Here is a 24,701-nt window from a genome sequence, read left to right as displayed (position 1 = left end):
GGCCAACTATACAAGTTGACCTTTTTATATAAAAAGAGGGTTTTTAAATGCTTAACCAAACGAAATAGGACGACGACCTGTTTTATCATCTACTTTTGGCTTTTTAGTTCGCTTGCGCTTAGCTTTAGCTGGCTGATTTGTTGGTTGTGGTGCGGCTTGCTTTGACTCTGTTTGAGTGTGTACCGCAGGTTTTTCTGCAGGTACAGCATCTTCACTTAACGCAAGTTGAAAAAACTCACCATCGAATTCTAGTACATCGCCACTGTATAATTTTTTCCGCTTTATTGTACAAATTTCATGGTTAACACCCACATAGCCTTCAGTAATTAGGTTTTTAGCTTGGCCGCCACCTTCAACTAAGTTTAGTACTTTTAATAATTTACAAAGCTCAATCGGCTCTTCTTCTAACTCTATTTCTATATATTCTTCGTTCATATTTGCTCTCGGTGGGGTAACGCACAGGCTTTAGTATAAAGGCTTACAGCGACTTTTGCACCAAAGCAAGTAACTTTAGATAGCGGTAATACACAATTAGTTATGAAAGTTTTTAGGTATTTTATCTGTCTTTAAAAAAACTGAAGCAATTAAAAGTTAAGCTTCGTTGCAATCTTTTTTACGTATGGCTCGCTAATTGCTAAAACTCTGGCGGATTAATCAATGTGTAATGAATACATATAAAACGGAGTAGAAAATGGGCGTAAGATTAGCAATGAAAAAAGAGCTAATGGGCTTAGATAATTCAGATATGCTTACCGCAGACGATGTTAGGTCACATCTTACTAATCAAGTAAAAGAGCAAAAGGAAAATGCTGAACGTGGTTTTTCTGTGATTTCAAAATTTAACGATCACCATAGCCGCTTAGTGAGTGGCGATATGAAAAAAAAATCGGTACTTGAATTTCAACGCCATCGCTTATTTAAAGAAGTTTTATACACTCGTAAAAGTGTTGATGCGTGGTTAAATAGCCAAACAAATTAAATTGCTATAAATAGTTACCTTTAATAGACTACAAGCGTAATCAAAAGGGGTAACTATGAAAAATGGAATTTTAATATATGTGTTGGCATTACTATTAGCTGCGTGCCAACAACCTACCGTGTATGTATTTAGTGAAAACTTGCAAGATGAACAGCGCGATCAGCTCGATGCTGCGCTAAAAGCACAATCGCTCCCTTATGAATATGTACCGCTGGCAATCCCATCAGAGTTTGGTGAGGCTACATTACTCTTATCAAGTGACAAAATTTACCCAAAAGAGACTGAGCAGTTAGCTACTATTATGCAGGGGCTAGGTTACGAGCCACAAGTTAGCTATACAACGCGTTCAAATCATTTTTATGGTGATGGCAATATAGGCTTTTATCTAAAAAATGCAGTGGCGGGTACAACCTTTGTTATGCCTAAAAAGTTACGAACAACTCAATGCAGCGAAGACAAGTACAATGATTTACTCGTCACATTTACAGATAAATATGCTGACTTTACCTTACCAAGTGGTGCGGTTGTGAGGCTTAATTGGGAGTATTTGTATGGGTATGTTGTTATTTATTATAAAATCTATTCCCAGACATATAGCCACTCACAGCCGCTTGTAAATACTCCCTTTGGCGCCAAGCCATCCGATACTTACAGGTTTACAGCTCATGTTAATAACCCCAGCTGGCTTGATTGCTCACTACAAATTGTTTATATGGACTGAGTGATAGAGTTAACCGTGGGTTTCTATATGCTCGCTAAGTTTTGCAATACGCAGACTCATACCTTCTATAATTCGGTCTTTAATTTTTTCGCGGATAACATTAGGTAAACGGGTGAGTGCTTCAGGGGTAATGGCAAGGACGATACTGTCGGTTTTAGCGCGTGCGCTAGTGCTACGCTCTCGGTTATTTATAAAAGCGCCTTCACCTATAAATTCACCAGGTACTATCGTTCCAAGTTCTAGCAAATGATTATGTTTAAATACTAACAACGCACCGCTAAGTACAATATATAAGCGCTTGTCGTTATCGTATTGCTTAAATAAAAACTGATGCTGGCTTACTAAATATAACAGGCCGAACGACTCCAATAAGACTTGACGCTCGCTGAGCGTAAATTCTTTAAAAAAGTGCAGCCTGTTTATAATTTCCATTTGTTTGAATAAGGGAATATGTTCGATTAGCTTCATCAATAACCAAATGTGTTAAAAGCGTTTAATCAGCTAATATTGCGCTCTTTTAATTTTCGGGTCAACGTGTTGCGTCCCCAACCAATTTTTATAGCGGCATCTTGCTTATGGCCAGAGCAATTAGCGAGAGCTGTTTTTATTAAGCGGGTTTCTAGCTGAGCTTGAATGTCAGGCCAAATATTTTCTTTACCTTGTTTAAGCTCTTGATTAAGCCATTGCTGAAACGCATCTAACCAATCACCTTCTTCTTGAGTTGGTGTGGCATCAAGAATTTCAGGCGGTAAGTCTTGCTCGCTCACAAGCTCACCCGGTGCCATTACAGTAAGCCAGCGACAGGTGTTTTCTAATTGGCGTACATTGCCTGGCCAATTAAATAAGCGTAATTGCTCAGTTGCCTTAGGGCTCAGCACTTTGCTTTCTACTTGTAGCTCTTTAGCGCTTTTATGTAAAAAGTGTTGCGATAAACTTTCTATATCTTCAGTACGTTCTCGAAGAGCGGGTAAACGTAGGCGCACAACATTAAGACGATGAAATAAATCATCCCTAAATTTGCCCTGTTTAACTAAATCTTCAAGGTTTTGATGCGTAGCCGCAATAATACGCACGTCTACTTTTATACTTTGATGGCCACCAACGCGATAAAATTCACCATCGGCAAGAACGCGTAGTAAACGTGTTTGCACATCAAGTGGCATATCACCAATTTCATCTAAAAACAGTGTGCCGCCATTGGCTTGCTCAAAACGGCCTTTGCGTACGCTGTCGGCACCCGTAAATGCGCCTTTTTCGTGACCAAAAAGCTCTGACTCAACAAGCTCTTTTGGAATAGCCGCCATGTTAAGTGCAATAAATTGGTTTTCTTTACGTGGGCTATGGTTGTGCAGGGCACTGGCAACTAGTTCTTTACCTGTGCCAGATTCACCATTTATTAATACGCTCATGCTAGAGGCCGATAGCTTACCTATCGCTCTAAACACTTCCTGCATGGCGGGTGCTTCACCAATTATATGCGCACTTTTTGGTGGAGCTTGCTTACGCTTAGTTTTTTTAGTGGAATTTGCCCTGCATGCGCTTTCGACTAGTGCTACCGCTTCGTTTAAATCAAACGGCTTAGCTAGGTATTCAAAAGCACCTTTTTGAAATGCATTTACAGCTGAGTCTAAATCTGAGTGCGCAGTCATTATAATGACGGGCAATCCAGGGTTCTGCTCTGCAATAAGTTCAAGCAACGCCATACCATCCATACCAGGCATTCGTACGTCCGAAACTAAAACAGTAGGTTGGCTAAACTTTAATGCGCTTAATACATCTTGCGCATTAGAAAAGCTTTCTGCGTTAAACCCTGCACGGGTTAGTGCTTTTTCGAGTACAAATCGAATAGAAGCATCATCATCTACAAGCCAAACTGTTTTCATGCAAACTCCAAACATTAATCTGCAAAGGGCAGATAGATATTAAATTCAGTATGTCCAGGCCAGCTATCACATTCTATATAGCCATCATGTTGATCAATCAGTGTTTGCGCTATTGAGAGTCCTAACCCGGAGCCACCTTCTTTATTGGTGATCATCGGGTAGAACAGTGTTTCGCGTACACTGGGATCAATACCTGGTCCGTTATCAGATATTTGGATCAACAAGGCTTTTTTAGGTGCTTTACCCGGGCGACGATGCTGATGATTTATGCGGGTTTTTATTGTTATTTCACCGCCATCCACAAGCGCCTGTTGGGCATTTCGAACAATGTTTAATACTACTTGCTGAATTTTACCTTGATCAATGTATACATCAGGAATACTTGGGTCGTAATCTTTAACCAAGTTAATGTTAGAGCAATTATCTAACGTACTTAGTCTTGCAACTGATTCAAGTGATTGATGTATGTTGCCATACGATTTTTGCGGAAGTTGATTAGGCCCTAAAAGCCTATCTACTAATTCGCGTAATCGGTCGGCTTGCTCAATGATGAGCTCAGCACATTGATCTCTTTCTTGTTGATCAACCTCATACTGCAATAACTGCGCCGCTCCGCGGATTCCACCTAAAGGATTTTTAATTTCGTGAGCTAACCCTCTAATTAGGTTTCGAGCAGCTTGGTATTGATGCATTTGATTAGACGCTTGGTCGTGCTTAATTTCGTCGTCGGTTTGGCGCCACTCAAATAAAATATAAAGCGAGCCATTAAACTTAATTTGTCGTGTACTTACGGCTACTTTTGCATGGCGAGAATCGCTAAAAACCACATCAGCTCTATGCTGCTGGCAATCTACGCCTTCAACTAATGAGTATTGCTCTATACGCTTTAAATCGATTGAATGGTAGTTAAAAAGGCTATCAAAAGGCTGATCTAATAGGCGCTTGTTACCAAGGCCAAGCAGTTCACTGGTACTGGTATTGGCATATACAACGGTGAAGTTTTTATCAAGCAACATGATAGCGGTTGTTTGATTTTGCCAAATGGCATCGAGTAGCTCAGGGCTAAAGTTTTTATTATTAATCATAGCTGCACCATTTTAGTGCGTGGATATTTACAAGCAAGTTATATGATTAAATACACTGCTGCACGTTTAGTAATGCCCCAATTTAGTTACCTAGGTTTAGCCCTTTTCGGTGCATAAAAAATATGCAGGGCTCACTTGTAGCAATAACTTGGTTTTTACTATTAAAAAGCTTTAATTGTAGTGTGTGCTGACCACGTTCTACATCTCTTATTGCAAAGGTTGAGCTGTCACTGGCGGGGCCATGTGCTTTACCATCAATAAAAAGTTGTATAGTAAAACCAGTTTCAAAGCGTGGTTTTATTCGGCTAGTAACATAAACACTGCCGGTATTTTCACGGATAGTCTGGTTATGATCAGGTGAGGAAATGGCAATACTAAAGGCCGCTTGTTGAGGCTGGGGTTGCTCGTCAAAAATGTCAGTATTTGTTGCAGGCATATTAAGATCTTGGCTGGTAAGCTTTACCTCTTGAGCCCCTTTATGAGGGGTGTCTGAGAACACTAATACGCCATTTTTATCTTTCCAAGCGTATATTTTTGTTTCACCTGCGTAACCATAATTACTTAATCCTAAAGTAATTAATAGTAATAAAATCTTGTTATTCACTCTGCAGCCCTGCATTTTTATCGGTAACTTAACTTTAGTGGAGTTTGTTTAATTTTACCATTAAAAAAGCCCGCAAAGCGGGCTTGAGAACACACATATATTTTACAGCTTAATTAACAGCTGTAGTACATTTCAAACTCAACTGGGTGAGTTGTCATGTTAAGCTTTTCAACTTCTTGAGACTTAAGTGAGATGTAAGCATCGATTAAGTCGTCAGTGAATACACCACCTTGAGTTAAGAATTCACGGTCTGCGCTAAGTGCAGATAGTGCTTCGTCAAGTGATGCTGCAACAGTTGGAATTTCTGCTGCTTCTTCAGCTGGTAAGTCGTATAAATCTTTGTCCATCGCATCGCCAGGGTGGATCTTGTTTTTGATACCATCAAGGCCAGCCATAAGCATTGCTGAGAAAGCAAGGTATGGGTTAGCTGTTGGATCCGGGAAGCGTACTTCAATACGACGACCTTTTTCAGATGGAACCACTGGGATACGGATTGATGCAGAACGGTTACGTGCAGAGTATGCAAGCATAACTGGTGCTTCAAAACCTGGTACTAAACGTTTGTACGAGTTAGTAGACGCATTTGCAAAAGCGTTAATTGCTTTAGCATGCTTGATGATACCGCCAATGTAGTAAAGTGCATCTTCAGAAAGACCGCCGTACTTATCACCAGCAAAAAGGTTTACACCATCTTTAGCAAGTGACTGGTGACAATGCATACCAGAACCGTTATCACCAACAACTGGCTTAGGCATAAACGTTGCCGTTTTACCGTATAAGTGAGCCATGTTGTGGATAACATATTTCATTTCTTGGATTTCATCCGCTTTTAATACCATTGTATTAAAGCGAGTAGCAATTTCGTTTTGACCTGCTGTTGCTACTTCGTGGTGATGTGCTTCTACTACTTGGCCCATTTCTTCTAGAACTAGACACGTAGCTGAACGCCAATCTTGGAAGTCATCAACTGGAGCAACTGGGAAGTAACCGCCTTTAACACCTGGACGGTGACCTGTGTTGCCATCTGCATATTCTTTATCTGAGTTCCAAGCAGCTTGCTTAGAATCAATTTTGTACATAGAACCAGACATATCTGATTTGTATTTAACGTCGTCAAATACGAAAAACTCTGGCTCTGGGCCAAATAAAACTGTATCTGCAATACCTGTAGAGCGCATGTAGTCTTCAGCACGCTTAGCAACAGAACGCGGGTCGCGCTCATAACCTTGTAGTGTAGAAGGCTCTACTACGTCACAACGTAAAATTAATGTCGCTTCTTCTGTGAAAGGGTCTAGTTTGATTGACTCAGGCACTGGCATTAATACCATGTCTGATTCGTTTATGCCTTTCCAGCCTGCAATTGAAGAACCGTCGAACATTTTACCGTCTTCAAAAAAGTCTTCATCAACTTGGTGATGAGGAATAGAAACATGCTGTTCTTTACCCTTAGTGTCAGTAAAGCGTAAATCAATGAACTTGACGTCATTTTCTTTAATAAAATCTAAAACCGATTGTGACATGTGTCCTCCAACTATTAGGTTTTGTTATTGCTGCATAATTGCTTTGGTATTTACTAAGCTGATTTTGTGCCATTATTGTAACTGGCTGTTTATAAATTAAAAAAATATCATTGCATCAAAATGGAATATACAAACGCACCATGTTGGTGCGTAAATATTCCATTTCGGTGCAAAATTTACAGAGCGTAATTTGTTGTTAATTTAATCAGCTGAAATTAGCATAACCTAAATGCAAAAGAGTAACAAAAAGATCGGGAAAATAGTCAAAAAGACTGTTTTTCAAAAAAATATTGAAATTTAATTCATATAATTGTCATATATAAAACAGATACTTAGTAAAAGTATTGAGAAAGTTTTAAAATATGTATTGGATAAACTTTCATCCATGTCATTAATGAGGGATAATATGCGCCCTTTTAAATCCTATGCTGGGACATCTCGCGAAAGCGTGGATGAGTGCGTAGATCTTGCAGGATCATTGAGAATTTAATTTCTCTGAGTAAATATATGAGCATCGAAAAGTTAAGAAATATAGCGATTATCGCGCACGTTGACCACGGTAAAACAACTCTGGTTGACAAACTACTTGAGCAATCAGGTACATTAGAAACACGCGGCGGTAACGAAGAGCGCGTGATGGACTCAAACGACATTGAGAAAGAACGTGGTATTACCATTTTGGCTAAAAACACAGCCATTTCTTGGAACGACTACCATATCAATATCGTAGATACTCCGGGACACGCCGATTTCGGTGGTGAAGTTGAACGCGTACTTTCGATGGCTGACTCAGTATTATTACTTGTTGATGCTCAAGAAGGTCCAATGCCACAAACGCGTTTCGTTACGCAAAAGGCATTCGCGCAAGGCTTAAAGCCAATCGTAGTTATCAATAAAATTGATAAGCCAGGTTCACGTCCTGATTGGGTTATGGATCAAATCTTTGATTTATTCGACAACCTTGGCGCAACTGACGAACAGTTAGATTTTAAAGTAATCTACGCTTCAGCTATCAACGGCTGGGCAACACTAGATTTAGACGAGCCATCAGATAACATGGAACCTATGTTCAAGATGATCGTTGACGAAGTATCACCACCGGATGCAGATCCTGAAGGTGACTTCCAAATGCAAATTTCTCAACTAGATTACAACTCTTATGTTGGTGTAGTTGGTATTGGTCGTATTAAACGTGGTTCTGTTGCTCCTAACCAACAAGTTACTATTATCAGTGCTGATGGCACTACACGTAATGGTAAAATTGGCGCAGTACAAAGCTACCTAGGTCTTGAACGTATCGAAACTGACAGAGCTTACGCTGGTAACATCGTAACTGTAACAGGTATTGGTGAGCTTAAGATTTCTGATACAGTTTGTTTCCCAGGAAACGTTGAAGCATTACCACCACTAAGTGTTGATGAGCCAACTGTAACAATGACATTCTCTGTAAATAACTCACCTTTCTGTGGTAAAGAAGGTAAGTTTGTAACGTCACGTAATATCCGTGAGCGTTTAGACAAAGAATTAGTACACAACGTAGCACTTCGCGTTGAAGATACTGGTAGCCCAGATAGCTTCCGTGTTTCTGGTCGTGGTGAATTACACCTAGGTATCTTAATCGAAAACATGCGTCGTGAAGGTTACGAGCTTTCAGTTTCTCGTCCAGAAGTTATCTTACGTACTGTAGATGGCGTTCTAGAAGAACCGTTTGAAACAGTTACTATTGACTGTCAAGACGAGCACCAAGGTTCTGTTATGGAACAAGTTGGCCTACGTAAAGGTGAACTTACTAACATGACTCCAGATGGCAAAGGCCGTATGCGTTTAGATTTCATGATCCCTAGCCGTGGTTTAATTGGTTTCCAAACTGATTTCATGACGCTTACTTCGGGTTCTGGTCTTATGTACCATACGTTCGATCATTACGGTCCTCACAAAGGTGGCGACATCGGTGTTCGTAAGAACGGCGTAATGATTGCAAACGCAACGGGTAAAGCACTTACTAACGCATTATTCAACTTACAAGAACGCGGCCGTTTATTCATCGGTCACGGTGTTGAAGTATACGAAGGTATGGTTATCGGTATTCATAACCGTGATAACGACCTTACAGTTAACGCCCTTAAAGGCAAGCAGTTAACTAACGTACGTGCATCTGGTACTGATGAAGCGCAAACGCTTTCTCCACACCTTAACTACTCACTTGAGCAAGCGCTTGAGTTCATCGATGATGACGAGCTAGTTGAAGTAACTCCACTAAACATTCGTATCCGTAAGCGTTACCTTACAGAAAACGAACGTAAACGTGCAGGTCGTGGACCAAAAGCATAATCTATTAATTTAGAATTGTGATTTTAAAAGCCGCTGTATTGAAAAATACAGCGGCTTTTTTGTGTTTGTTAGGGTTAAATGGGTAAAGGCTGAAAGAGTTTTTTATTACTGAGTACACCGAGGCGCTGCTTGGTATATCTAGGTCGACTTATAAATTTGTATTGTTTTTGGGTAATAGTGTTGTTATATATTAGCAAGGATTTTGCTGGTGCAAACACTAAATATTTATCGGTATTCTTGGTGATGCACTGTTAGAGTTTTTAATTATTAAATCTCAATTTGGAGTATATTATGGCCTATGAGTTAGGGAAAAGACTAGTAATTGGTGTAGCTTCAAGTGCTATGTTTGATTTGTTAGAATCGGATACTGTTTTCAGAAAGCAGGGTGAGGAAGAGTATAGGAAGTACCAATTAGAAAATCTTGATAACCCGCTGAATAAAGGAGTGTCATTTTCATTTATTAAACGGTTACTTTCTTTAAATAACTTAAGCGAGAATCCTAAAACAGATCCTTTAGTGGAGGTAGTATTACTATCGCGTAATGATCCAGATACCGGATTACGTGTCATGAAATCGATTAAGCACCATGGCTTACCAATATCACGCGCTATTTTCATGCAAGGGAAATCTCCTTACGAATATATTCCAGCATTAAGTATATCCTTATTTTTATCCGGTAATTCTTCTGATATCAAAGAAGCAATAGATATGGGATACCCTGCGGGTCATGTTCTCGAATCAGCAATTGTAGATGAAGACGATGATGATTTAAGAATAGCTTTCGATTTTGATGGTGTTCTAGCTGACGATGAATCTGAAACGGTAATGCATAATACAAATGATGTTAACCAGTTTCATGAACATGAAACTAAGAATGTGTTGCAGCCTCATAATCCAGGACCTTTGAAAGAATTTCTTGTAAAAATATCTGATATTCAAAAATTAGAAGAAAAAAAGAAGAAATCTGATCCTGACTATAAAAATCGTCTGAGAGTTTCAATTGTAACTGCCCGTAATGCTCCATCACATGAGAGAGCTCTAAATACTCTAAAGAAATGGGGTGTAATGGCTAACGATGCATTTTTCCTCGGAGGTGTAGATAAAGGTTTAGTATTAGGAGTACTTAAGCCTCATATCTTCTTTGATGACCAATCAGGGCATTTAAACTCTACAAGTACAGTTGCCCCTTCAGTTCATATACCTTTTGGTGTTAAAAATTTAAAGTTAGACTAATATTTTAACTCTATCCAAACGCATTTAATTTGATGTCATATTTAATGCGTTTTAAGACCCCCGATAATGCAAAGGCCCCGCGTTTGCTGGGAGGGTATTTTTGCGTTGGGTTTCGCTTCGCTCAACCCAACCGACTTCAATTATTTTATTGGTAGTTACTCACTATTTAGGGAGTAGGGTGATTTTGCCAAATACATCTGCGTCTATAAATCCACGGTTTCTGTCGCCGTTTACTGGCTGTACTTCGTGTGAACCCATAAAGTGTTCGCGCACTTTGCTGCCATCGTTATCGCAATACGCTAACATAAAGCCAATGACTTGTTTTTCGCTCAGTGTAATTGGTGTATTTACAGCGCCTTCTTTGTAGTCGTTAGGGTAGAGCTTTATTGCTACTTCCCATGTGATGTTAAAAGGTGCAGTGGTGTTACGCTTCCAGTTACTGACTAGGTGGTCGGTATACAAATGGGCTTTTTTATCAGGGCCGTAATCGGCGGCTTGGTTATCTAGGCCAATATGGTACGCCAAAGCGGTGTGATTAAATTGATGGTTTCCGCCCGATGCGTCGCTGTCTATAAACACTTCAAGCGCATCGTCATCCCAATATTTATAGGTTGGATCGGCGTGTGTATCAATTAAAACGTCATCCACAATATCGGCTTGTAGGTATAAATAGTTTTGATCCCACAGTAAACGATAACGGCCTTTAAAGTCAGCATCGTTTGATGGTAGCGTGCCATCCATTAAATAAGGCATATCGTGCCAAGCGGCTTTATCCCATGCGCTTTCTGATACGCCATCGACAGTAATTGGGGTTGATGTATGTTCAACATCAATCGCCATTGCAGGCGTGCTTAATAAAAAGCTTAAGGCGAGTGCTAATTTTTTCATTAATCTCTCAATTTTATTGTGTATTTATATTGGTGTAACACACATCCTAAAACAGTTGAGTAATTAGTTACAGTGAAATACTTTCGCCTTCGTTTAAAATATACAAAGGTGTTTTAGCATCCATTTTTGTGTGCATGTGCAATAAGCGCAGTAAGGCAGAGTGGCTAGTATGGTCGCCCATTTTCCAGCTAGAGTTACCGTATCCCCAAGGTATCATTACTTTGCAGTTAAGTTCTTGTGCTGCGTTGAGCGCGTCTTCTGGTGTGGTGTGAACGTAGCGATAAAATTTACCACTTTCTTTACTGTAGTAAGATGCGATTGGTATTAAGCACACATCTATATCGCCATATTTTTGCTGTATGTCTTTAAAGTGTTTTGAGTAGCCCGTATCGCCTGCAAAAAATAAGGTACTGCCGTTTTGTTCAAGTAGCCAGCCATTCCATAAGTCTTTATTGTTATCTTCGTAAATAAAGGGCACCAATACACGAGCGCTAAAATGATGAGCTGGCACGGCATTAATAGCTAAGTCGTCAATGTTGGTTGTTGAGTACCACGGCATTTCGCTAATATTAAAACCACCGGTAGGGAAGTTGTCGGCCATCCCGAGTGGTGTTAAATAGCGAGGTTTATTGCCAATGCTTTGTATGTCGGCTTTATTAAAGTGATCGTAATGAATATGCGAATACATTACCGCATCAATATTTTTCAGTTCTTGCTCACTAGGCCAAGCCCCTGCTTTACGATAAATACCGCCGCCGAGTTTAAAGCCAAGTGCGACTGGAGAATCAAACTGATTTTTTACCGGATCAAACAGCACACTTTGCCCATTTGGAGTGTTAATTACAAAACTAGCGTGGCCAAGCCAGCGTACGGTATAACCGGTGCTAAGTTGTGGTTTAGTTTGCTGGCCTTGGTACTGGCAGTTTTCGCTGCCGGTTTTGCATAGTAAGTCTGGGTGGGCTGGGTAGCAGTTTTCAGTGCAGGTAGTGGGATATGTTTTTTCACCTGTGTATAAATTTTTATAACGACCGTTCTTATCATTAATAACAACAACTGAGTCAGAGCTGGTAATACGATTAATATTATTAGGTGCACCGCAGGCAGTTAGTATACATAAGAGCATTGTTGCGGTTAAAAAGCGTTTCATTGTAAATCCCTTTTAGCATGCCTTTAACATAAAAAAGCCTGCAATTAAGCAGGCTTGTTAAAGTAACAAATAATTAGCCAGCGCTATTCATTTGTTCAATAAATTTGTTTGAATCGGCAATCGATTTGTTCATGTCGTTCATCAACAATTGAATATCGCGCTTAAGGTTAGTGAATTCACCTTTAATAGCCGATACCGCTTGTGCATTTAAGTTATGCTTTAGGTATAAAACGTTATCATGAAGCGAGGTTAATACTGGCTCCATTTTACTCTCTGCGCTGCGCATTGAGCGTAATAGCTGATCAAATTGACGCTTAGTCGCGGCTAGCTTTTTGCTGCTTTCACGCTTAAGTGATGCGCTTTTGTATTGCTCTAGCTCATCGCCCCACTCATCAAATAGCGCTTCTGCCACGTCTTCTACTTTATTGATGTTAGTTGACACTTCGTTAGCGGCATTTAAGCTCGACTCGTAATCATCGTTTAGTTGATTGTAAGTGTCTTGTAGTTCGCCACCATTAAAATCGATTAGAGTAGTTAAGCGCTCTAGTGCCGATTTAAATTCTTCTTGTGACTCTTGTTGCGAGTCTTTGGTTTCTTCTACGCGGTCAATTAGAATATCGCGTTTGTGAACACCCACTTTTTCCATCGCAGAATAATAAGCTGATTGGCAGCCAGTTAAAGTAAGTGTTACTACAAGCATTGAAACACTGAGTAATGTTTGTTTTTTCATTTGAATTCCTGTTTACGAGCGTTAGTGCTGTAAATTATGGCGCTGATTGTTATTATAATCAAAATTACATAAGCACAAGTCAATTGTATGAATGATAAGCTCTCCCATTACAAACAGCAAGTTAAGTCCTTTATACGCCAACAGCCTGCATGGTGGATGCAGTACGTTAACCGGTGTATAGACGATCAAATAACGGTTAATGCAGGTTACCTTGCTTACGTGACACTTCTTTCTTTAGTGCCATTAATTGCGGTGGGTGTTGCTATATTTTCAGCCTTTCCGGGCTTTGAATCTACTCGCATGGAAATTGAGAGCTTTTTGTTTACCAACTTTGTCCCTACCTCTACCGATGTTATTAGAGAGCATATTAGCTCCTTTGCGGGCAATGCCAACCAAATGACGGCGGTAGGTATTGGCTTTCTAGCTGCAATAGCCTTGCTGTTAATACGTAATGTAGATGCCACATTGAACCGAATTTGGCGCATAAAGAAAAAGCGCCCAATGATGATCTCATTTGCTGTGTACTGGATGGTTTTGAGCTTAGGGCCTATGTTGCTCGGTGCCAGTATTGGTGTTACCTCTTATATTGTATCTTTGGTGTCGTTTGCTGATCAGGGAATTCCGGGGTTTAGCGGGTTTTTGTTAAAGCTATTGCCGTATGGAATTTCGATGGTGGGCTTTATTATGCTCTACACCTTAGTGCCTAATACACGGGTGTCGTTTAGAGCGGCAATACCTGGCGCTTTTTTTGCGGCACTTTTATTTGAGCTGACCAAAAAAGGGTTTGCACTTTATATTAGTCATTTTCCGTCGTACGAAGTTATTTATGGCGCAGTAGCAACCATTCCTATTTTATTTGTATGGGTGTATTTGTCGTGGGTCGTTGTTTTGCTTGGCGCTGAATTTACTGCGTGCATTAGCCCAAATGATATTCCAGAAACACCAGAGCTTGAACTTGAAGATGATGAACCAGCAGTAAAGGACACAGTTTAAATGCAAGGTTTAATACAACGTGTAAAGCATGCCAAAGTAGAAATTAACAACCAAGTGGTAGGCGAAATTAGCCAAGGTATATTGTTGTTGCTGGGCGTTGAAAAACACGACGACAAACAAACGGCCGATAAGCTTTTACACAAGGTAAGTAATTATCGTATTTTTACTGACGAAAACGACAAAATGAACCTAAGCCTTAAAGATATTAAAGGTGAGTTACTTGTTGTTTCGCAATTTACGCTAGCGGCTGATACTAAAAAGGGTATGCGCCCTAGTTTTTCATCTGCGGCAACGCCAAGCCAAGCCAACGAGCTTTACGAATACTTTGTAGCTCAAGCTAAAGAGTTGGGGCTTACAATAGCCACAGGTGAGTTTGGTGCCGATATGCAAGTAAGCTTGTGTAACGATGGGCCCGTTACGTTTAACTTATCTGTTTAAGTTTTTGGTTACCACGACAATATGATTTACATAGCCCGTAATTTTTTGCGGGCTAACATTACAACCAAATACATCGAGTAATAGCTGCTGAAGTTGCTTTAATTGCGACTCATGCTGCGATAAAAAGTTAATAAATAGCACGCCGTTGTTATTTAAAGCCGAGTAGATTTTTTTATAAAATGCCTCTTCAAATAAAAATCGAGGTGCATCTATCTGGCTAAACAAATCTAAAATAATCCAATCAATATTTTGCACACTTTTTAAAACCTGTTGCGCATCGGCGCACAGTAGTTGCTCATTCTTATTTGACGAAAAAAACTGGGTATAGCAATCAATAATATCGGCGTTTTTTTCAACCGATGTTATTTGTGCTTTAGGGTATTTGTGTTGTAAATAGTTACGAATTGCACCGCCGCCAAGGCCGAGTTCTAACACTTTTTGTGGCGCGCTAAGAGCTTGCCAATGCTTATCTAGGTACAATAAGTGTGGAAAAAGTAATAAATCCGGGTTATTTAAATCAATAACAGATTGAAGAGTGTCGTTAATAAGTAACCAGCGTAACTGCTCGTGCTCACGTACTTGAATGTGATCGCCACTGCATTTATGCCAATAGATTAACTGACCAATGCTGTGGCTATTTTCAATAAATTGATCGCTCAGCAAACCCGTCAGTGAATTTATATAATTGATTTTTTCAGTCATATTCTCAGCATAAACTAGCAACGTTAAAGCGCAATGACCTTTGTCATTATTTTTTTACGTTATTTTGCAGCCATCACCAAAGTCGTATTTGCAGTTTTTTTAAGATGGAGTATGGTATTTGCCATAATAATACCAATCGACCTAATTTTTAGCTTGGTAGATAACTAATACGATTAGTATAGCGCCGTAGCCTTTTTTTGACTTTTATTTACGGCTTATATAACAACAGGAGTATGTATGTTTCAGGTAAGCACCCCACAAAGTAGCGAAGATTGGCAAGCGTATTACCAATTGCGTTGGCAGGTATTACGCGCGCCTTGGGGCGAGCCTCGTGGCTCTGAACAAGACGATATGGAACAAGACTCTGAGCACCGCTTTATAAAAAATAAAGAAGGCGAAGTACTAGGCGTAGCACGTTTGCACTTTAACAGTCATGAGCAAGCACAAGTGCGCTACATGGCAGTTGCAGAGGGGAACCGTAATCAGCATATTGGTAGTCGTTTGCTTCATGAGCTTGAAAAAATAGCATGGACACAAAATGCCGATGAGCTGGTTTTGTTTGCACGCGAACGAGCGCTTGAGTTTTATAAACGCCACGGTTACGAACTAAAAGAAAAAGCACATTTAGCGTATGGCGATGTACAGCATTTTAAAATGATAAAGCAAAAACCGTCTGAGCCAGGCTGGTTCCGCCATCCTAATTGGACGCAAGTACTACAAAATACGTGGCGTGAGTCTATTCCAATTAGTGACGCGATGGGTATTAAGGTAGAAAGCTATACCGATTGGCAATTTACAACCAGCGCCGACCTAGACGCTAACTTAAACCTACATAACACCATGTTTGCAGGCTCTATTTATAGCTTGGCCACGCTAACAGGTTGGGGCGCTACGTACTTAGCACTTAAAGAAGCTGGGCTTGAAGGTAATATTGTATTAGCCGATGCTAACATTAAGTACTTAAAACCGCTTACTACTGACCCACGTGGTTGTGTTGATATACAAACCTGTAAGGGCAAGTTAAGCGATTTAGAAACCGATGGTAAAGCAAGTTACGTAGTGCCAGTAACTATTTACGATGGTGATAACGTGGTTGCCGAATTTGAAGGACAGTTCGTAGTAAAAAAATAACTGTTTAGCTGTTCAAAACACAAAAAAGCCAAGCGATGCTTGGCTTTTTTGTGCGTAAAACTTAGGGAAGTATCACAGCAGATCGGTTAATAATATACCTACACCAATACGTTCTACATCCGCATTGTAATCAATTAAGCTTTCGCCATAACCGTTAAAGTATTGTGCATAACCACGAACGCGGCCCCATAAAGGAAACGACCAGTCGAGTTGAATTGCACCACGATTATCTGAATTTAAGTTGTTACGTGTCATAAAGCTAAATTCATGGTCATGAAAACGATACGCGCCGCTAAACTCAAAGTAACCCATGTATTTATATATGTCTGGGTTGTCGTCGCCATTGGCTTCTAAAATATCTTCTTTTTCGTCCTCAGCTATTCGGTACCAAGGTTTAAAGCTAAAAACAAAGCCTCTGTTTTCCCAGATAAAGTCTGCATAAATACGGTTCCACGAACGTGAGTTTGGTTGGCTTCGACCATTTGACTGATGCGAAATACCTAAAGCAATTGCCATTTCGTCGCCCCATAATACGTTTTCTGGGTCGAGGTAATTTATCCAAAATATCTCTGGTTCGTAGTTGGTCTCACGAAATGGAGAAGAAATTTCTGAGTTATAAAGCTGCCAATACGATTGCAGTGTAAAGCCAAAAAATATGGCTTGGTCTTTATCCGAAAAATCATCGTAAAGAGGCACTTTTATCGATAGCTGGTATTTTGCTTCTAAGTTGTCGAGCGGTTCACCGTCGTTGTCGTCGGTTAGTGCATCAAAGCCATCAAATGGGCGATCGTTTGGGTGTGATACATACGAAAGCGGTAAAATATAGTTACGCTTATGTGGCGTAATTACATTTCTATTTTTTTTACCTACTTCTTCACGAGCTTGGCGTTTATCAAGCGCGGTAAGTTGTTTGTTTTCTTCAAGAGCTGAACACTTTTTACGAAGATCGTCTAATGTTTGTTTACCATCTCCGCCAATTACTTCATTTAAAATACACTGCTTTACAAGTTCGATGTCGTTGTCTTGCTCATTTGTAGCAACTTCTTCTTGTGCGAAGGTAGCTGTACTTATTAAGGCAGAAAGTGTGATCCAGTGGCGCCAGCTCATTGTAATTCCTTGTGGGTTCGGGTTGTGTTGTATGCGTTAATTTAATTATAACGTCTTTTTACATATGTAACGGTGAACTTTTACTGAATTTGTATTTATAACAAGGTCTGTACGTATACAAAGTAAATATAGATCAGAAAAAAAAGCGGCCTAGGCCGCTTTTTTAATGCACATTAACTATGTGCTCTCACGCAATGAGAAGGGTGAGCTCTAGCTCAAATATGTTAGTAAAAAACTTATAAAGTTCGGTGCCTTGGTTAACACTCGCCGAGGCAAAGTGCAAAATGGCAATTGCATCGCAATCGAGAGTAAGTGTTTGCAGTGGTTGCTCGCTTAAGTAGCGCTCCATTCGTAAAATATTAGCAATAGGCTCACCGGCTTTAATGTGCCCACCAAGTGGGGCTATGTATTCAACCATGCCGCCAATAGGGGCGTAATAAACAAAGTAGTCATCTAAATTACATGCATAGCGAGTGATATTAGCTGGCGTATGCGGTGCATTTTGTAAAACACCTTTGTGATTTAAGTAACTTAAAATGCTGTTAGCATCGTTTAGTGCTTCTTTTAAGTCTATTTTTTCTTGGCTGCCTAGCTCTACAGTAAATGCTTCTACAGGTATTGATAATTCACGACCTTGCTCGCTAAGTGCATCACTCAAATGCCACCATGGGCAAAAGTTAGCTTCATCCATAGCGCCGTCAAAATCACTAGGGATAAGCAATACATGTTCAATATTAAAGTAACGTGCGCTGTCGGTTGCATAGGTTGGGCAGTACAAATGCTTGCTTGAAATAGGACCTGTGTGCAAATCGAGTACTATATCAGCCTGATGAGCGAGCTTTTGTAAGTTAAGCGCAATGCGTTTACCTGTATTAAGTAAATAAGCAGGGCCGTTAAGTTTGCTGTCTACTTCGTCAATAAGCGCCTGTTTGAAGTTACTTTTTAATGTAGCGTCGTCATACTGGGTATGATTTTGTGCAAACTGTGCCACTAAATTTTTATTGTAGTGATACATGCGATTCCAATTAGTGCCCGTAATCGGATCGAACCTGCCAAGGGTAAACTCGCCAGATTTTTGATTACAACCAATCGGATTTGCATAAGGTACAAGGGTAATATCGCCACTAAGGTTAAGATGTTTTAATTGCTCAAGTAGCTGAAAAATAACAGCGTTGCCTTGTACTTCAGCGCCATGCATATTGGCCTGAACATAAACACTAGGCCCTGTGCCATCGCCTTTTAAACGATAAACAGGAATTGTAAGCGGTAAGCCGTTTGCAACTTCCCCTACTACAATGTTCTCTTGGCTGATGTGTGTTGTATTACTCATGCTTATTACCTTAAGTAGTGGCTGGCATTTTCGGCTTGGCGAACACAGGTAAGTTCACCGTTTTGCAATGTGTACTCGCCGGCGAGCTCATGGCATAAAAAATACGGCATACTTTCGGTAAAGCCGTAAGCACCGCATTGGCTAAATACTAGCCAGTCGTGCTCATTTAAATCGCTTGGTAAGTTATGTTCACCCAAGCAATCAAGCGCTGTACAAAGTGGGCCGTATAAAGTGACCGCTTGAGTTTTAGCACTGGATTCACGCAGTAACGCAGCAGGAAAATCTTGGCTGGTAACAGCAGGGCGTAATAAGTGGTTTATACCGCCGCTTAAAATGACTTGCTGTTGATTATAGTTTTGTTTGCGTTCTATTACTGGGTTTGCGTAATGACCACATTCGCCAACGGCATAGCGGCCCAGTTCCATCCATAGCTCTTCTACGCCCGCATCATTTTTAATTTTAGCGAGTGCAGCTATTAAGTCATCCCAATCAAGTGTTGTTTCGCTTTGTGTATAAGGAATACCTAAGCCGCCACCTAAATCGAGAATTTTAAGGCTAATATTTAAATCGCTGGCAAGTTGGCTAAGAGGTGCAATCATTTGTGACCACAAGTCGCTTAGTTTTTGCGTGCTAAGCATGTTGCCCCACTGAAAAATATGTAAGCCGTCAAACTTAAGTGCAGGGTAGTCGGTTACATTGAGTGCTTGCCACTCATCACAACCCAAACCAAACGGCGTAAGGCTGTCGCCGCCCAGTGGATTTTTTTCACCTTCAGGCCAGCGTAATTGCACTCGGAGTAATACTTGTAACTGCGTATTTTGTAGTTGCGCTTGTTGGTTTAACCAACGTACTTGATTGAGGCTTTCGGCTACGAATATACGTACTCCGCGCTCAATAAAGTGTTTAATTTGTTTAGGGCTTTTTGCAGGCCCTGTGTTGAGCACGCGCTGTGAGCTAATACCTTGTGCTAGCACTTGCTCAAGCTCACCTTTACTTGCTACGTCAAAATTAAAACCAGCGTTGTCTAAGCTTTGAATAATTTTAGACAGTGGATTTGCTTTTACCGCGTACCACAGTTTTACATCGGTTTGCGCAACTAAACGTGCAAGATGCGCGTTTAGTTGATCTAGGTCGTAAACAAAAAAAGGTGTATCAAGCTGTTGTGTAATTGTATTTACAGCAGTTTTGATAGGCGTGCTCAAAAAGCTCATTATCGTAAAACCTCTTCAAGTAATAATGATGCATCGCTTTTCTCGTCGCGGTATTTAACAATTAACGCACACGACATGCTTAGGCCTTGCTCGCGCGCCCATTCGTTTGACGCAGGGCGAGAGCCTGGTATTACAATGGCATATTCAGGAATAGGCTCGCCTTTATCTAGTTGTCGCTCGTTTACGCAGTCATACACCGGAATAGTCGCTGATAAACGCACGCCAGGGGCAAGTACTGCGCCTTTTTTAATGACTACGCCTTCAACAAGAATACAGCCAGCACCAATAAAGGCATCGTCTTCAACAACGACTGGGCTTGCACCAATTGGCTCAAGTACACCACCAAGCTGCACTGCAGCACTTAAATGTACGTTTTTACCTACTTGTGCACACGAGCCCACTAGTGCGTGGCTATCTACCATTGTGCCTTCGTCGATGTATGCACCAATGTTTACATACGCTGGTGGCATAATAATCGTGCCTTTAGCAACATAAGCACCACGGCGAACACTTGAACCACCCGGTACCATACGCACGCCATCTTCAGCACTAAACTCTTGCGGAGCTAGGTTATGCTTATCAACAAAACCACCTGTAAACTCAGTATTAGTGCCATTTTTGAAGGCTTCTAAAATGCCTTGTTTTACTTCTACGTTAGCTTGCCATTGGCCGCTTTCGTTTTGTGATGCTGCGCGTACTGCGCCCGATTCTAAATTATTTAATAGTTCTAACCAGCTCATTATAAAAACCTGTATTTAATGCCAAGATAAAATGGTGTTGTTTGCAGTTGTGATGCAATCGGTTTGAGTTAACTCAAGATGTGTTAAAGGTGGACGCAGTTGCGGGCTGCTTAAGCGACCTTGCAAATGCATCAGTACCTTTACGGGAATAGGGTTTGCGACAGCAAATAGGCTATTAATAGCGCTTGACCACTGGGCAAATAAATTAGGGTATTGACCGCTTAAACTACGGTTTACAAATTCATGGGTTTGCACCGGCCATGCGTTTGCAGCTACCGACACTAAACCTTTTGCGCCAGCTTGAGCAAAATAAGGCATCAGCGCATCGTCGCCACTAAAAATAGCTAAATTAGGCGCTGCTTGGCGATAAGCTTCAAACTGAGCAATGCTGCCGCTCGCTTCTTTTAGTGCCCATAAATTTTTATTATTTTGTAAGTTTTGAATTGTTGCCGTTGGAATGCTAACAGCACTTCGACCCGGTACGTTATAAAGCATACACGGGTGAACACTTGCATTAAGTAGGCTTTCAAACCAATGAGTTTGACCTATAGCGCCAGGCTTTGCATAAAGCGGTGAGCCAAGTAAAAAGCTATGAATTGGGAGTGTATTACAGTAGTTAACCCACTCAATTTGTTGCTTTAAGTTACTACCGCCCACAGCAACCATGAGTGGTACTGCTGGTTTTAGTTGGCATACGTGTTCAACAATGGCTTGTTGCTCTTTTAGCGTGAGTGCTAAACCTTCGCCCGTACTGCCAAGTAGTAAAATACCGTTATGTGCCGCTTCTTGATCGCTAACCAGTTTAGTTAACGTGTTGTAGTCAACATCGCCGTGTTGATCAAATGGCGTTACGAGCGCGGTCCACAATGAGTAGTCGTTTAAATTGAAGTTGTTGATCATCTCTCACGAACTTATAATTTGTACCAACTTTATTAAAAACGTGATCATTTTAGCGATAACTAATTTAATGCAATTGGTATTATTCGAAGAGTTAAAAAGCTTTATGGAAGGAGCCGCATTAACGTCGTTCGAACTAATAATTCGAAGAGCGAATGGGCTTAAAATAATAGGGCGCACGGCCTTAATATTTAAGACCAGAAGCTCTCCACCAAACTAATAAGCTGCTTTTATAAGCAGCTATTGGTGACAGTCGCTAGGGTTCAACCTAGTCGCCCGAAATAAACACCTCGCAAAAGTGGTTACTTCTCGGCGTTAATTCCCCTCACGTATGCTCACTGGAGTTTGCGCTCCTAACATACGCTACCTGAATAACGCACCTCTTCTAGCCCTTTACACCTGTTTGTAGAGTAAAAACTTACAAACCTGTGCAATTTAAATAGGGTAATTACGGCGATTAAAGCATTTTAGCCGTCTAGGTGTCAAGCGACTAAATGCATATTCATTCATCCATAATGGGAGTGGTTACGTATTGGGTGCTTTTCTCGTACACTAGCAATATAAGTAGTGAGGTATTTAATTAGTATGGAAAAATTTAGCGATATTTATAAGCGAGCGGTAGAGCGAAAAGGCTCCGAAAAAATGCTTAAGTTATTACTTGCAAAACCGCTATCTAAAAAACAACTAAGCACGTTAAGTGACGACGATTGGCTTGAGGAATTTACTCGAAAAGTATTTCAAAGCGGCTTTTATTGGTCAGTCATTAATAATAAGTGGCCAGGCTTTAGAGAGGTTTTTTGGAATTTTAGCGTTGATAAGTTATTAATGATGCCACCTGATATGCTGGAACAAAAAGCAACGGATGAGCGAATCGTTCGTAACTATAAAAAAGTAAAAACAATTACCGAAAATGCTTACATGATCCACGAAATAGCAGGGGAACATGGCAGTTTTAGCCAGTTTGTCGCTAATTGGCCAGCAGACGATATTATTGGTTTATGGGCGTATTTAAAAAAACATGGTTCGCGTTTAGGCGGAAATACAGGACCTTATGCGCTACGAGCACTTGGTAAAGATACTTTTTTACTATCACGCGATGTAGAGAATTACTTACGTGCTCATAAAATTATAGACGGCGGCTTACAAACTAAAAAATCACTGAGTGCTGCCCAAGCTTTTTTTAATGAAATGCAAAAGCAAAGCGGCTTAAGTATGCAAGAGTTAAGTTTAATTGTTGCTTATGGCGTTGGTGACAACCGTGTTGGTATAAGTCAGCAATAATAGGAATTACCATGAAATTAGTGCCAAGATACACAGACATTACGGAAAACTTTGCGATAGAAGATTTCCCTGCAAGTGTTGCCTCTCCTCAGTTATTGCTGTGGAACGAGAGCTTAGCAAAAGAGTTTAATATTAACGTTGCAGCTGATTTGCGTGCTAGCACTTTTAGCGGTAACGAGAAACAGGCGATTCCTGCGGTAGCACTTGGTTACTCTGGGCACCAATTTGGACATTTTTCACCACGTTTAGGCGATGGGCGAGCGCATTTATTGGGCGCTATTAATGATGATAAAAACCAGTTGTGGGATATTCAATTAAAAGGCTCTGGTGCTACTCCTTACTCAAGAGGGGGAGATGGACGTTGTGCTCTTGGTCCTGCTATTCGTGAATACGTAATGAGCGAGGCAATGCATGCACTAGGCATTAAAACCACACGCTGCTTAGCGGTTGTTGGTAGTGGTGAAACGGTTTATCGTAATCCACCACAAGCAGGCGCCATAGTGACTCGTTTAGCAACGAGCCATATTCGTGTTGGCTCGTTTCAATATTTAGCGACGCAAGGCGATGTTGAAGGACTTAAAAATTTAGCCGATTTAGCTATAGAGCGACACTACCCAGAAATAACCGATACAGGATCGCAGCGTTATTTAGCATTTTTAGGCGCTGTGATTAAAAACCAAGTTAAGCTAGTTGTGAGCTGGATGCGTGTTGGCTTTATTCATGGAGTAATGAATACCGATAATACGCTAGTAAGTGGAGAAACCATTGATTACGGCCCCTGCGCCATGATGAATAATTTTGATTTTGACACCGTGTTTAGCTCTATCGATAAACAAGGTCGTTATGCCTTTGGTAATCAACCTAATATAGCTAACTGGAACTGCGCACGCTTAGCTGAGAGCTTAATACCGCTTATTAGTGATGATGACGAGCAAGCTGTTTCGTTAATGACGCCATTTATTAATAGTTTTGCTGAGCAGTTTAATACTGAGTTTACGGCTATGTGGGAGAAAAAACTGGGCTTGAGTGCAAAAAATGCAAGCGGAAGTGAGTTAATTGCAGAGTTATTAACGCTATTAAAAGATAACCAGCTCGACTACACCAATACCTTTGATGCACTTACTGAATCCTTAAAGGGAGAAACAGTAGTACCAGAGTCGCTAATCAAATGGAGAGCTAAGTGGGTAAACTTAACTGACAATAATAGTTATGAAGTAATGAGAGCGGCAAATCCTCGTGTAATTCCTCGTAACCATATGATCGAAAAAATAATTGCAGAGTATAATGCTGCAGGGTCTAGTGAGTTACTAGAGCGCTTTATGAAAATAGTGGGAAATCCGTATTCTGATGATGAAAAGCTATCAGAGTTTCAGGCTGCACCGATAAATGATAATGATTACCAGACTTTTTGTGGTACTTAACTCTTAACTTTAAATATAACCACATGATTAAAAAGAGTCATTTTTTAATCAAACATGCGCATATATCTAGGGGAATGTTAATTCTGGTGGTATTATGCGCCGAATTAAAACCAAGCAATGTTTCTTTGCATTTACATTTATAAGTGCATTTAATTTAATTGCTCTTACATTCCTTGCTAAGTACTAATTTACAAAAAACTACTATATTTATTTTTCAATAAAGTTTTAATTTCGCCTATAGTAAGTGGATGTGTGTTGTGACTGGGCATAGAAAAAAGTTATAAACTTTATTTTTCGTTAAGTATTGATTAACAAAGGCTCAGTTAGTC

Annotated in this window: 24 protein-coding genes and 1 riboswitch; of the genes, 9 read left to right on the top strand and 15 right to left on the bottom strand. The window is 40.4% G+C overall.

Going from position 1 to position 24,701, the window contains the following annotated elements; translation table 11 throughout:
- Positions 1-51: 51 nt before the first annotated feature.
- Positions 52-435, bottom strand: a complete 384-nt coding sequence (locus I6F66_RS08605; RefSeq protein ID WP_165728335.1) for an RNA-binding S4 domain-containing protein — start codon at positions 433-435, stop codon at positions 52-54.
- A gap of 256 nt (positions 436-691) precedes the next feature.
- On the opposite strand from I6F66_RS08605, the gene I6F66_RS08600 reads away from it, so the two are divergent.
- Together I6F66_RS08600 and I6F66_RS08595 are read left to right on the top strand one after the other, a co-directional pair.
- Positions 692-979: a hypothetical protein gene (locus tag I6F66_RS08600; RefSeq protein WP_165739228.1), complete on the top strand. Its 288-nt coding sequence runs from the start codon at positions 692-694 to the stop codon at positions 977-979.
- A 55-nt stretch (positions 980-1,034) separates the two neighbouring features.
- Complete coding sequence (locus tag I6F66_RS08595) at positions 1,035-1,700, top strand: hypothetical protein (protein WP_197119408.1); 666 nt, start codon at positions 1,035-1,037, stop codon at positions 1,698-1,700.
- A gap of 9 nt (positions 1,701-1,709) precedes the next feature.
- Here the strand turns inward: I6F66_RS08595 and I6F66_RS08590 are convergent, their stop codons facing one another.
- From I6F66_RS08590 to glnA, 5 genes are all read right to left on the bottom strand, one after another.
- Positions 1,710-2,168 carry a cyclic nucleotide-binding domain-containing protein gene (locus I6F66_RS08590; RefSeq protein ID WP_166421825.1) on the bottom strand — a complete coding sequence of 153 codons (459 nt, stop codon included), beginning with the start codon at positions 2,166-2,168 and terminating at the stop codon, positions 1,710-1,712.
- 29 nt (positions 2,169-2,197) lie between these two features.
- Entirely contained in the window at positions 2,198-3,583 is a 1,386-nt protein-coding gene (gene ntrC / locus I6F66_RS08585) for a nitrogen regulation protein NR(I) (protein ID WP_165739232.1), read from the bottom strand.
- A gap of 14 nt (positions 3,584-3,597) precedes the next feature.
- Positions 3,598-4,668, bottom strand: a complete 1,071-nt coding sequence (gene glnL / locus I6F66_RS08580) for a nitrogen regulation protein NR(II) (RefSeq protein ID WP_197119407.1) — start codon at positions 4,666-4,668, stop codon at positions 3,598-3,600.
- Between the two features lie 82 nt (positions 4,669-4,750).
- Positions 4,751-5,272 (bottom strand): DUF4124 domain-containing protein, encoded by a 522-nt coding sequence (locus I6F66_RS08575; protein WP_197209107.1) that lies wholly within the window; start codon positions 5,270-5,272, stop codon positions 4,751-4,753.
- Positions 5,273-5,385: 113 nt separating this feature from the next.
- On the bottom strand, positions 5,386-6,792 hold the full coding sequence (gene glnA / locus I6F66_RS08570; protein WP_024594310.1) for a glutamate--ammonia ligase: 1,407 nt from the start codon (positions 6,790-6,792) through the stop codon (positions 5,386-5,388).
- A 507-nt stretch (positions 6,793-7,299) separates the two neighbouring features.
- Here glnA and typA point away from each other — a divergent pair.
- Together typA and I6F66_RS08560 are read left to right on the top strand one after the other, a co-directional pair.
- Positions 7,300-9,123: a translational GTPase TypA gene (gene typA, locus I6F66_RS08565; RefSeq protein WP_024589533.1), complete on the top strand. Its 1,824-nt coding sequence runs from the start codon at positions 7,300-7,302 to the stop codon at positions 9,121-9,123.
- A 291-nt stretch (positions 9,124-9,414) separates the two neighbouring features.
- A complete protein-coding gene (locus I6F66_RS08560) occupies positions 9,415-10,356 on the top strand; it encodes a 5'-nucleotidase (RefSeq protein WP_197209106.1) in 942 nt (313 codons plus the stop codon).
- 162 nt (positions 10,357-10,518) lie between these two features.
- Here the strand turns inward: I6F66_RS08560 and I6F66_RS08555 are convergent, their stop codons facing one another.
- From I6F66_RS08555 to I6F66_RS08545, 3 genes are all read right to left on the bottom strand, one after another.
- On the bottom strand, positions 10,519-11,244 hold the full coding sequence (locus I6F66_RS08555) for a CBM9 family sugar-binding protein (protein ID WP_197209105.1): 726 nt from the start codon (positions 11,242-11,244) through the stop codon (positions 10,519-10,521).
- Between the two features lie 67 nt (positions 11,245-11,311).
- Complete coding sequence (locus tag I6F66_RS08550) at positions 11,312-12,391, bottom strand: MBL fold metallo-hydrolase (protein WP_197209104.1); 1,080 nt, start codon at positions 12,389-12,391, stop codon at positions 11,312-11,314.
- Positions 12,392-12,464: 73 nt separating this feature from the next.
- The gene (locus I6F66_RS08545; protein ID WP_010554796.1) at positions 12,465-13,121 is read right to left on the bottom strand and encodes a DUF2959 domain-containing protein; all 657 of its coding nucleotides are present in this window, start codon (positions 13,119-13,121) and stop codon (positions 12,465-12,467) included.
- A gap of 87 nt (positions 13,122-13,208) precedes the next feature.
- Between I6F66_RS08545 and I6F66_RS08540 the strand changes: the two genes are divergently transcribed.
- The gene (locus I6F66_RS08540; protein WP_197209103.1) at positions 13,209-14,114 is read left to right on the top strand and encodes a virulence factor BrkB family protein; all 906 of its coding nucleotides are present in this window, start codon (positions 13,209-13,211) and stop codon (positions 14,112-14,114) included.
- On the top strand, positions 14,115-14,552 hold the full coding sequence (dtd, locus tag I6F66_RS08535; protein WP_024589537.1) for a D-aminoacyl-tRNA deacylase: 438 nt from the start codon (positions 14,115-14,117) through the stop codon (positions 14,550-14,552).
- On the opposite strand, the gene I6F66_RS08530 is transcribed toward dtd, so the two are convergent.
- Positions 14,541-15,254 carry a spermidine synthase gene (locus I6F66_RS08530; protein WP_197209102.1) on the bottom strand — a complete coding sequence of 238 codons (714 nt, stop codon included), beginning with the start codon at positions 15,252-15,254 and terminating at the stop codon, positions 14,541-14,543. The two genes, dtd and I6F66_RS08530, sit on opposite strands and share 12 nt — an antisense overlap.
- 237 nt (positions 15,255-15,491) lie before the next feature.
- On the opposite strand from I6F66_RS08530, the gene I6F66_RS08525 reads away from it, so the two are divergent.
- Positions 15,492-16,385 (top strand): bifunctional GNAT family N-acetyltransferase/hotdog fold thioesterase, encoded by an 894-nt coding sequence (locus I6F66_RS08525; protein ID WP_010554800.1) that lies wholly within the window; start codon positions 15,492-15,494, stop codon positions 16,383-16,385.
- 72 nt (positions 16,386-16,457) lie between these two features.
- Here the strand turns inward: I6F66_RS08525 and I6F66_RS08520 are convergent, their stop codons facing one another.
- The 5 genes from I6F66_RS08520 to dapA form a co-directional block, all read right to left on the bottom strand.
- Positions 16,458-17,492, bottom strand: coding sequence for a phospholipase A (locus I6F66_RS08520; RefSeq protein WP_165728327.1), 1,035 nt, complete (start codon positions 17,490-17,492; stop codon positions 16,458-16,460).
- A gap of 187 nt (positions 17,493-17,679) precedes the next feature.
- The gene (locus I6F66_RS08515) at positions 17,680-18,822 is read right to left on the bottom strand and encodes a succinylglutamate desuccinylase/aspartoacylase family protein (protein ID WP_197209101.1); all 1,143 of its coding nucleotides are present in this window, start codon (positions 18,820-18,822) and stop codon (positions 17,680-17,682) included.
- Between the two features lie 5 nt (positions 18,823-18,827).
- The gene (locus I6F66_RS08510; protein WP_197119399.1) at positions 18,828-20,033 is read right to left on the bottom strand and encodes a PLP-dependent decarboxylase; all 1,206 of its coding nucleotides are present in this window, start codon (positions 20,031-20,033) and stop codon (positions 18,828-18,830) included.
- Complete coding sequence (locus I6F66_RS08505; RefSeq protein WP_197209100.1) at positions 20,033-20,773, bottom strand: 2,3,4,5-tetrahydropyridine-2,6-dicarboxylate N-succinyltransferase; 741 nt, start codon at positions 20,771-20,773, stop codon at positions 20,033-20,035. Before I6F66_RS08505 ends, I6F66_RS08510 begins: the two co-directional genes overlap by 1 nt.
- A 15-nt stretch (positions 20,774-20,788) precedes the next feature.
- Positions 20,789-21,673, bottom strand: coding sequence for a 4-hydroxy-tetrahydrodipicolinate synthase (gene dapA, locus I6F66_RS08500; protein WP_197209099.1), 885 nt, complete (start codon positions 21,671-21,673; stop codon positions 20,789-20,791).
- A gap of 190 nt (positions 21,674-21,863) precedes the next feature.
- A riboswitch (Lysine riboswitch) is annotated at positions 21,864-22,063 on the bottom strand.
- A 192-nt stretch (positions 22,064-22,255) separates the two neighbouring features.
- Between dapA and I6F66_RS08495 the strand changes: the two genes are divergently transcribed.
- Together I6F66_RS08495 and I6F66_RS08490 are read left to right on the top strand one after the other, a co-directional pair.
- Positions 22,256-22,951, top strand: coding sequence for a DNA-3-methyladenine glycosylase I (locus I6F66_RS08495; RefSeq protein WP_165728322.1), 696 nt, complete (start codon positions 22,256-22,258; stop codon positions 22,949-22,951).
- An 11-nt stretch (positions 22,952-22,962) separates the two neighbouring features.
- Positions 22,963-24,372: a YdiU family protein gene (locus tag I6F66_RS08490; protein ID WP_197141286.1), complete on the top strand. Its 1,410-nt coding sequence runs from the start codon at positions 22,963-22,965 to the stop codon at positions 24,370-24,372.
- Positions 24,373-24,701: the final 329 nt, after the last annotated feature.

This window comes from Pseudoalteromonas sp. NZS100_1, assembly GCF_015864285.1.
Taxonomy (GTDB): Bacteria; Pseudomonadota; Gammaproteobacteria; order Enterobacterales; family Alteromonadaceae; genus Pseudoalteromonas; species Pseudoalteromonas arctica.
This window is presented reverse-complemented; position numbering and strand designations above follow the sequence as displayed.

Bases quoted from the DNA above. Each gene is read 5' to 3' on its own strand.
- I6F66_RS08600 (WP_165739228.1), top strand. From the start codon at position 692: ATGGGCGTAAGATTAGCAATGAAAAAAGAGCTAATGGGCTTAGATAAT.
- ntrC (WP_165739232.1), bottom strand. From the start codon at position 3,583: ATGAAAACAGTTTGGCTTGTAGATGATGATGCTTCTATTCGATTTGTA.
- I6F66_RS08505 (WP_197209100.1), bottom strand. From the start codon at position 20,773: ATGAGCTGGTTAGAACTATTAAATAATTTAGAATCGGGCGCAGTACGC.
- I6F66_RS08555 (WP_197209105.1), bottom strand. From the start codon at position 11,244: ATGAAAAAATTAGCACTCGCCTTAAGCTTTTTATTAAGCACGCCTGCA.
- dtd (WP_024589537.1), top strand. From the start codon at position 14,115: ATGCAAGGTTTAATACAACGTGTAAAGCATGCCAAAGTAGAAATTAAC.
- I6F66_RS08515 (WP_197209101.1), bottom strand. From the start codon at position 18,822: ATGAGTAATACAACACACATCAGCCAAGAGAACATTGTAGTAGGGGAA.
- glnL (WP_197119407.1), bottom strand. From the start codon at position 4,668: ATGATTAATAATAAAAACTTTAGCCCTGAGCTACTCGATGCCATTTGG.
- typA (WP_024589533.1), top strand. From the start codon at position 7,300: ATGAGCATCGAAAAGTTAAGAAATATAGCGATTATCGCGCACGTTGAC.
- I6F66_RS08525 (WP_010554800.1), top strand. From the start codon at position 15,492: ATGTTTCAGGTAAGCACCCCACAAAGTAGCGAAGATTGGCAAGCGTAT.
- I6F66_RS08595 (WP_197119408.1), top strand. From the start codon at position 1,035: ATGAAAAATGGAATTTTAATATATGTGTTGGCATTACTATTAGCTGCG.
- glnA (WP_024594310.1), bottom strand. From the start codon at position 6,792: ATGTCACAATCGGTTTTAGATTTTATTAAAGAAAATGACGTCAAGTTC.
- I6F66_RS08510 (WP_197119399.1), bottom strand. From the start codon at position 20,033: ATGAGCTTTTTGAGCACGCCTATCAAAACTGCTGTAAATACAATTACA.
- I6F66_RS08550 (WP_197209104.1), bottom strand. From the start codon at position 12,391: ATGAAACGCTTTTTAACCGCAACAATGCTCTTATGTATACTAACTGCC.
- I6F66_RS08490 (WP_197141286.1), top strand. From the start codon at position 22,963: ATGAAATTAGTGCCAAGATACACAGACATTACGGAAAACTTTGCGATA.
- I6F66_RS08530 (WP_197209102.1), bottom strand. From the start codon at position 15,254: ATGACTGAAAAAATCAATTATATAAATTCACTGACGGGTTTGCTGAGC.
- I6F66_RS08540 (WP_197209103.1), top strand. From the start codon at position 13,209: ATGAATGATAAGCTCTCCCATTACAAACAGCAAGTTAAGTCCTTTATA.
- I6F66_RS08605 (WP_165728335.1), bottom strand. From the start codon at position 435: ATGAACGAAGAATATATAGAAATAGAGTTAGAAGAAGAGCCGATTGAG.
- dapA (WP_197209099.1), bottom strand. From the start codon at position 21,673: ATGATCAACAACTTCAATTTAAACGACTACTCATTGTGGACCGCGCTC.
- I6F66_RS08495 (WP_165728322.1), top strand. From the start codon at position 22,256: ATGGAAAAATTTAGCGATATTTATAAGCGAGCGGTAGAGCGAAAAGGC.
- I6F66_RS08520 (WP_165728327.1), bottom strand. From the start codon at position 17,492: ATGAGCTGGCGCCACTGGATCACACTTTCTGCCTTAATAAGTACAGCT.
- I6F66_RS08560 (WP_197209106.1), top strand. From the start codon at position 9,415: ATGGCCTATGAGTTAGGGAAAAGACTAGTAATTGGTGTAGCTTCAAGT.
- I6F66_RS08590 (WP_166421825.1), bottom strand. From the start codon at position 2,168: ATGAAGCTAATCGAACATATTCCCTTATTCAAACAAATGGAAATTATA.
- I6F66_RS08545 (WP_010554796.1), bottom strand. From the start codon at position 13,121: ATGAAAAAACAAACATTACTCAGTGTTTCAATGCTTGTAGTAACACTT.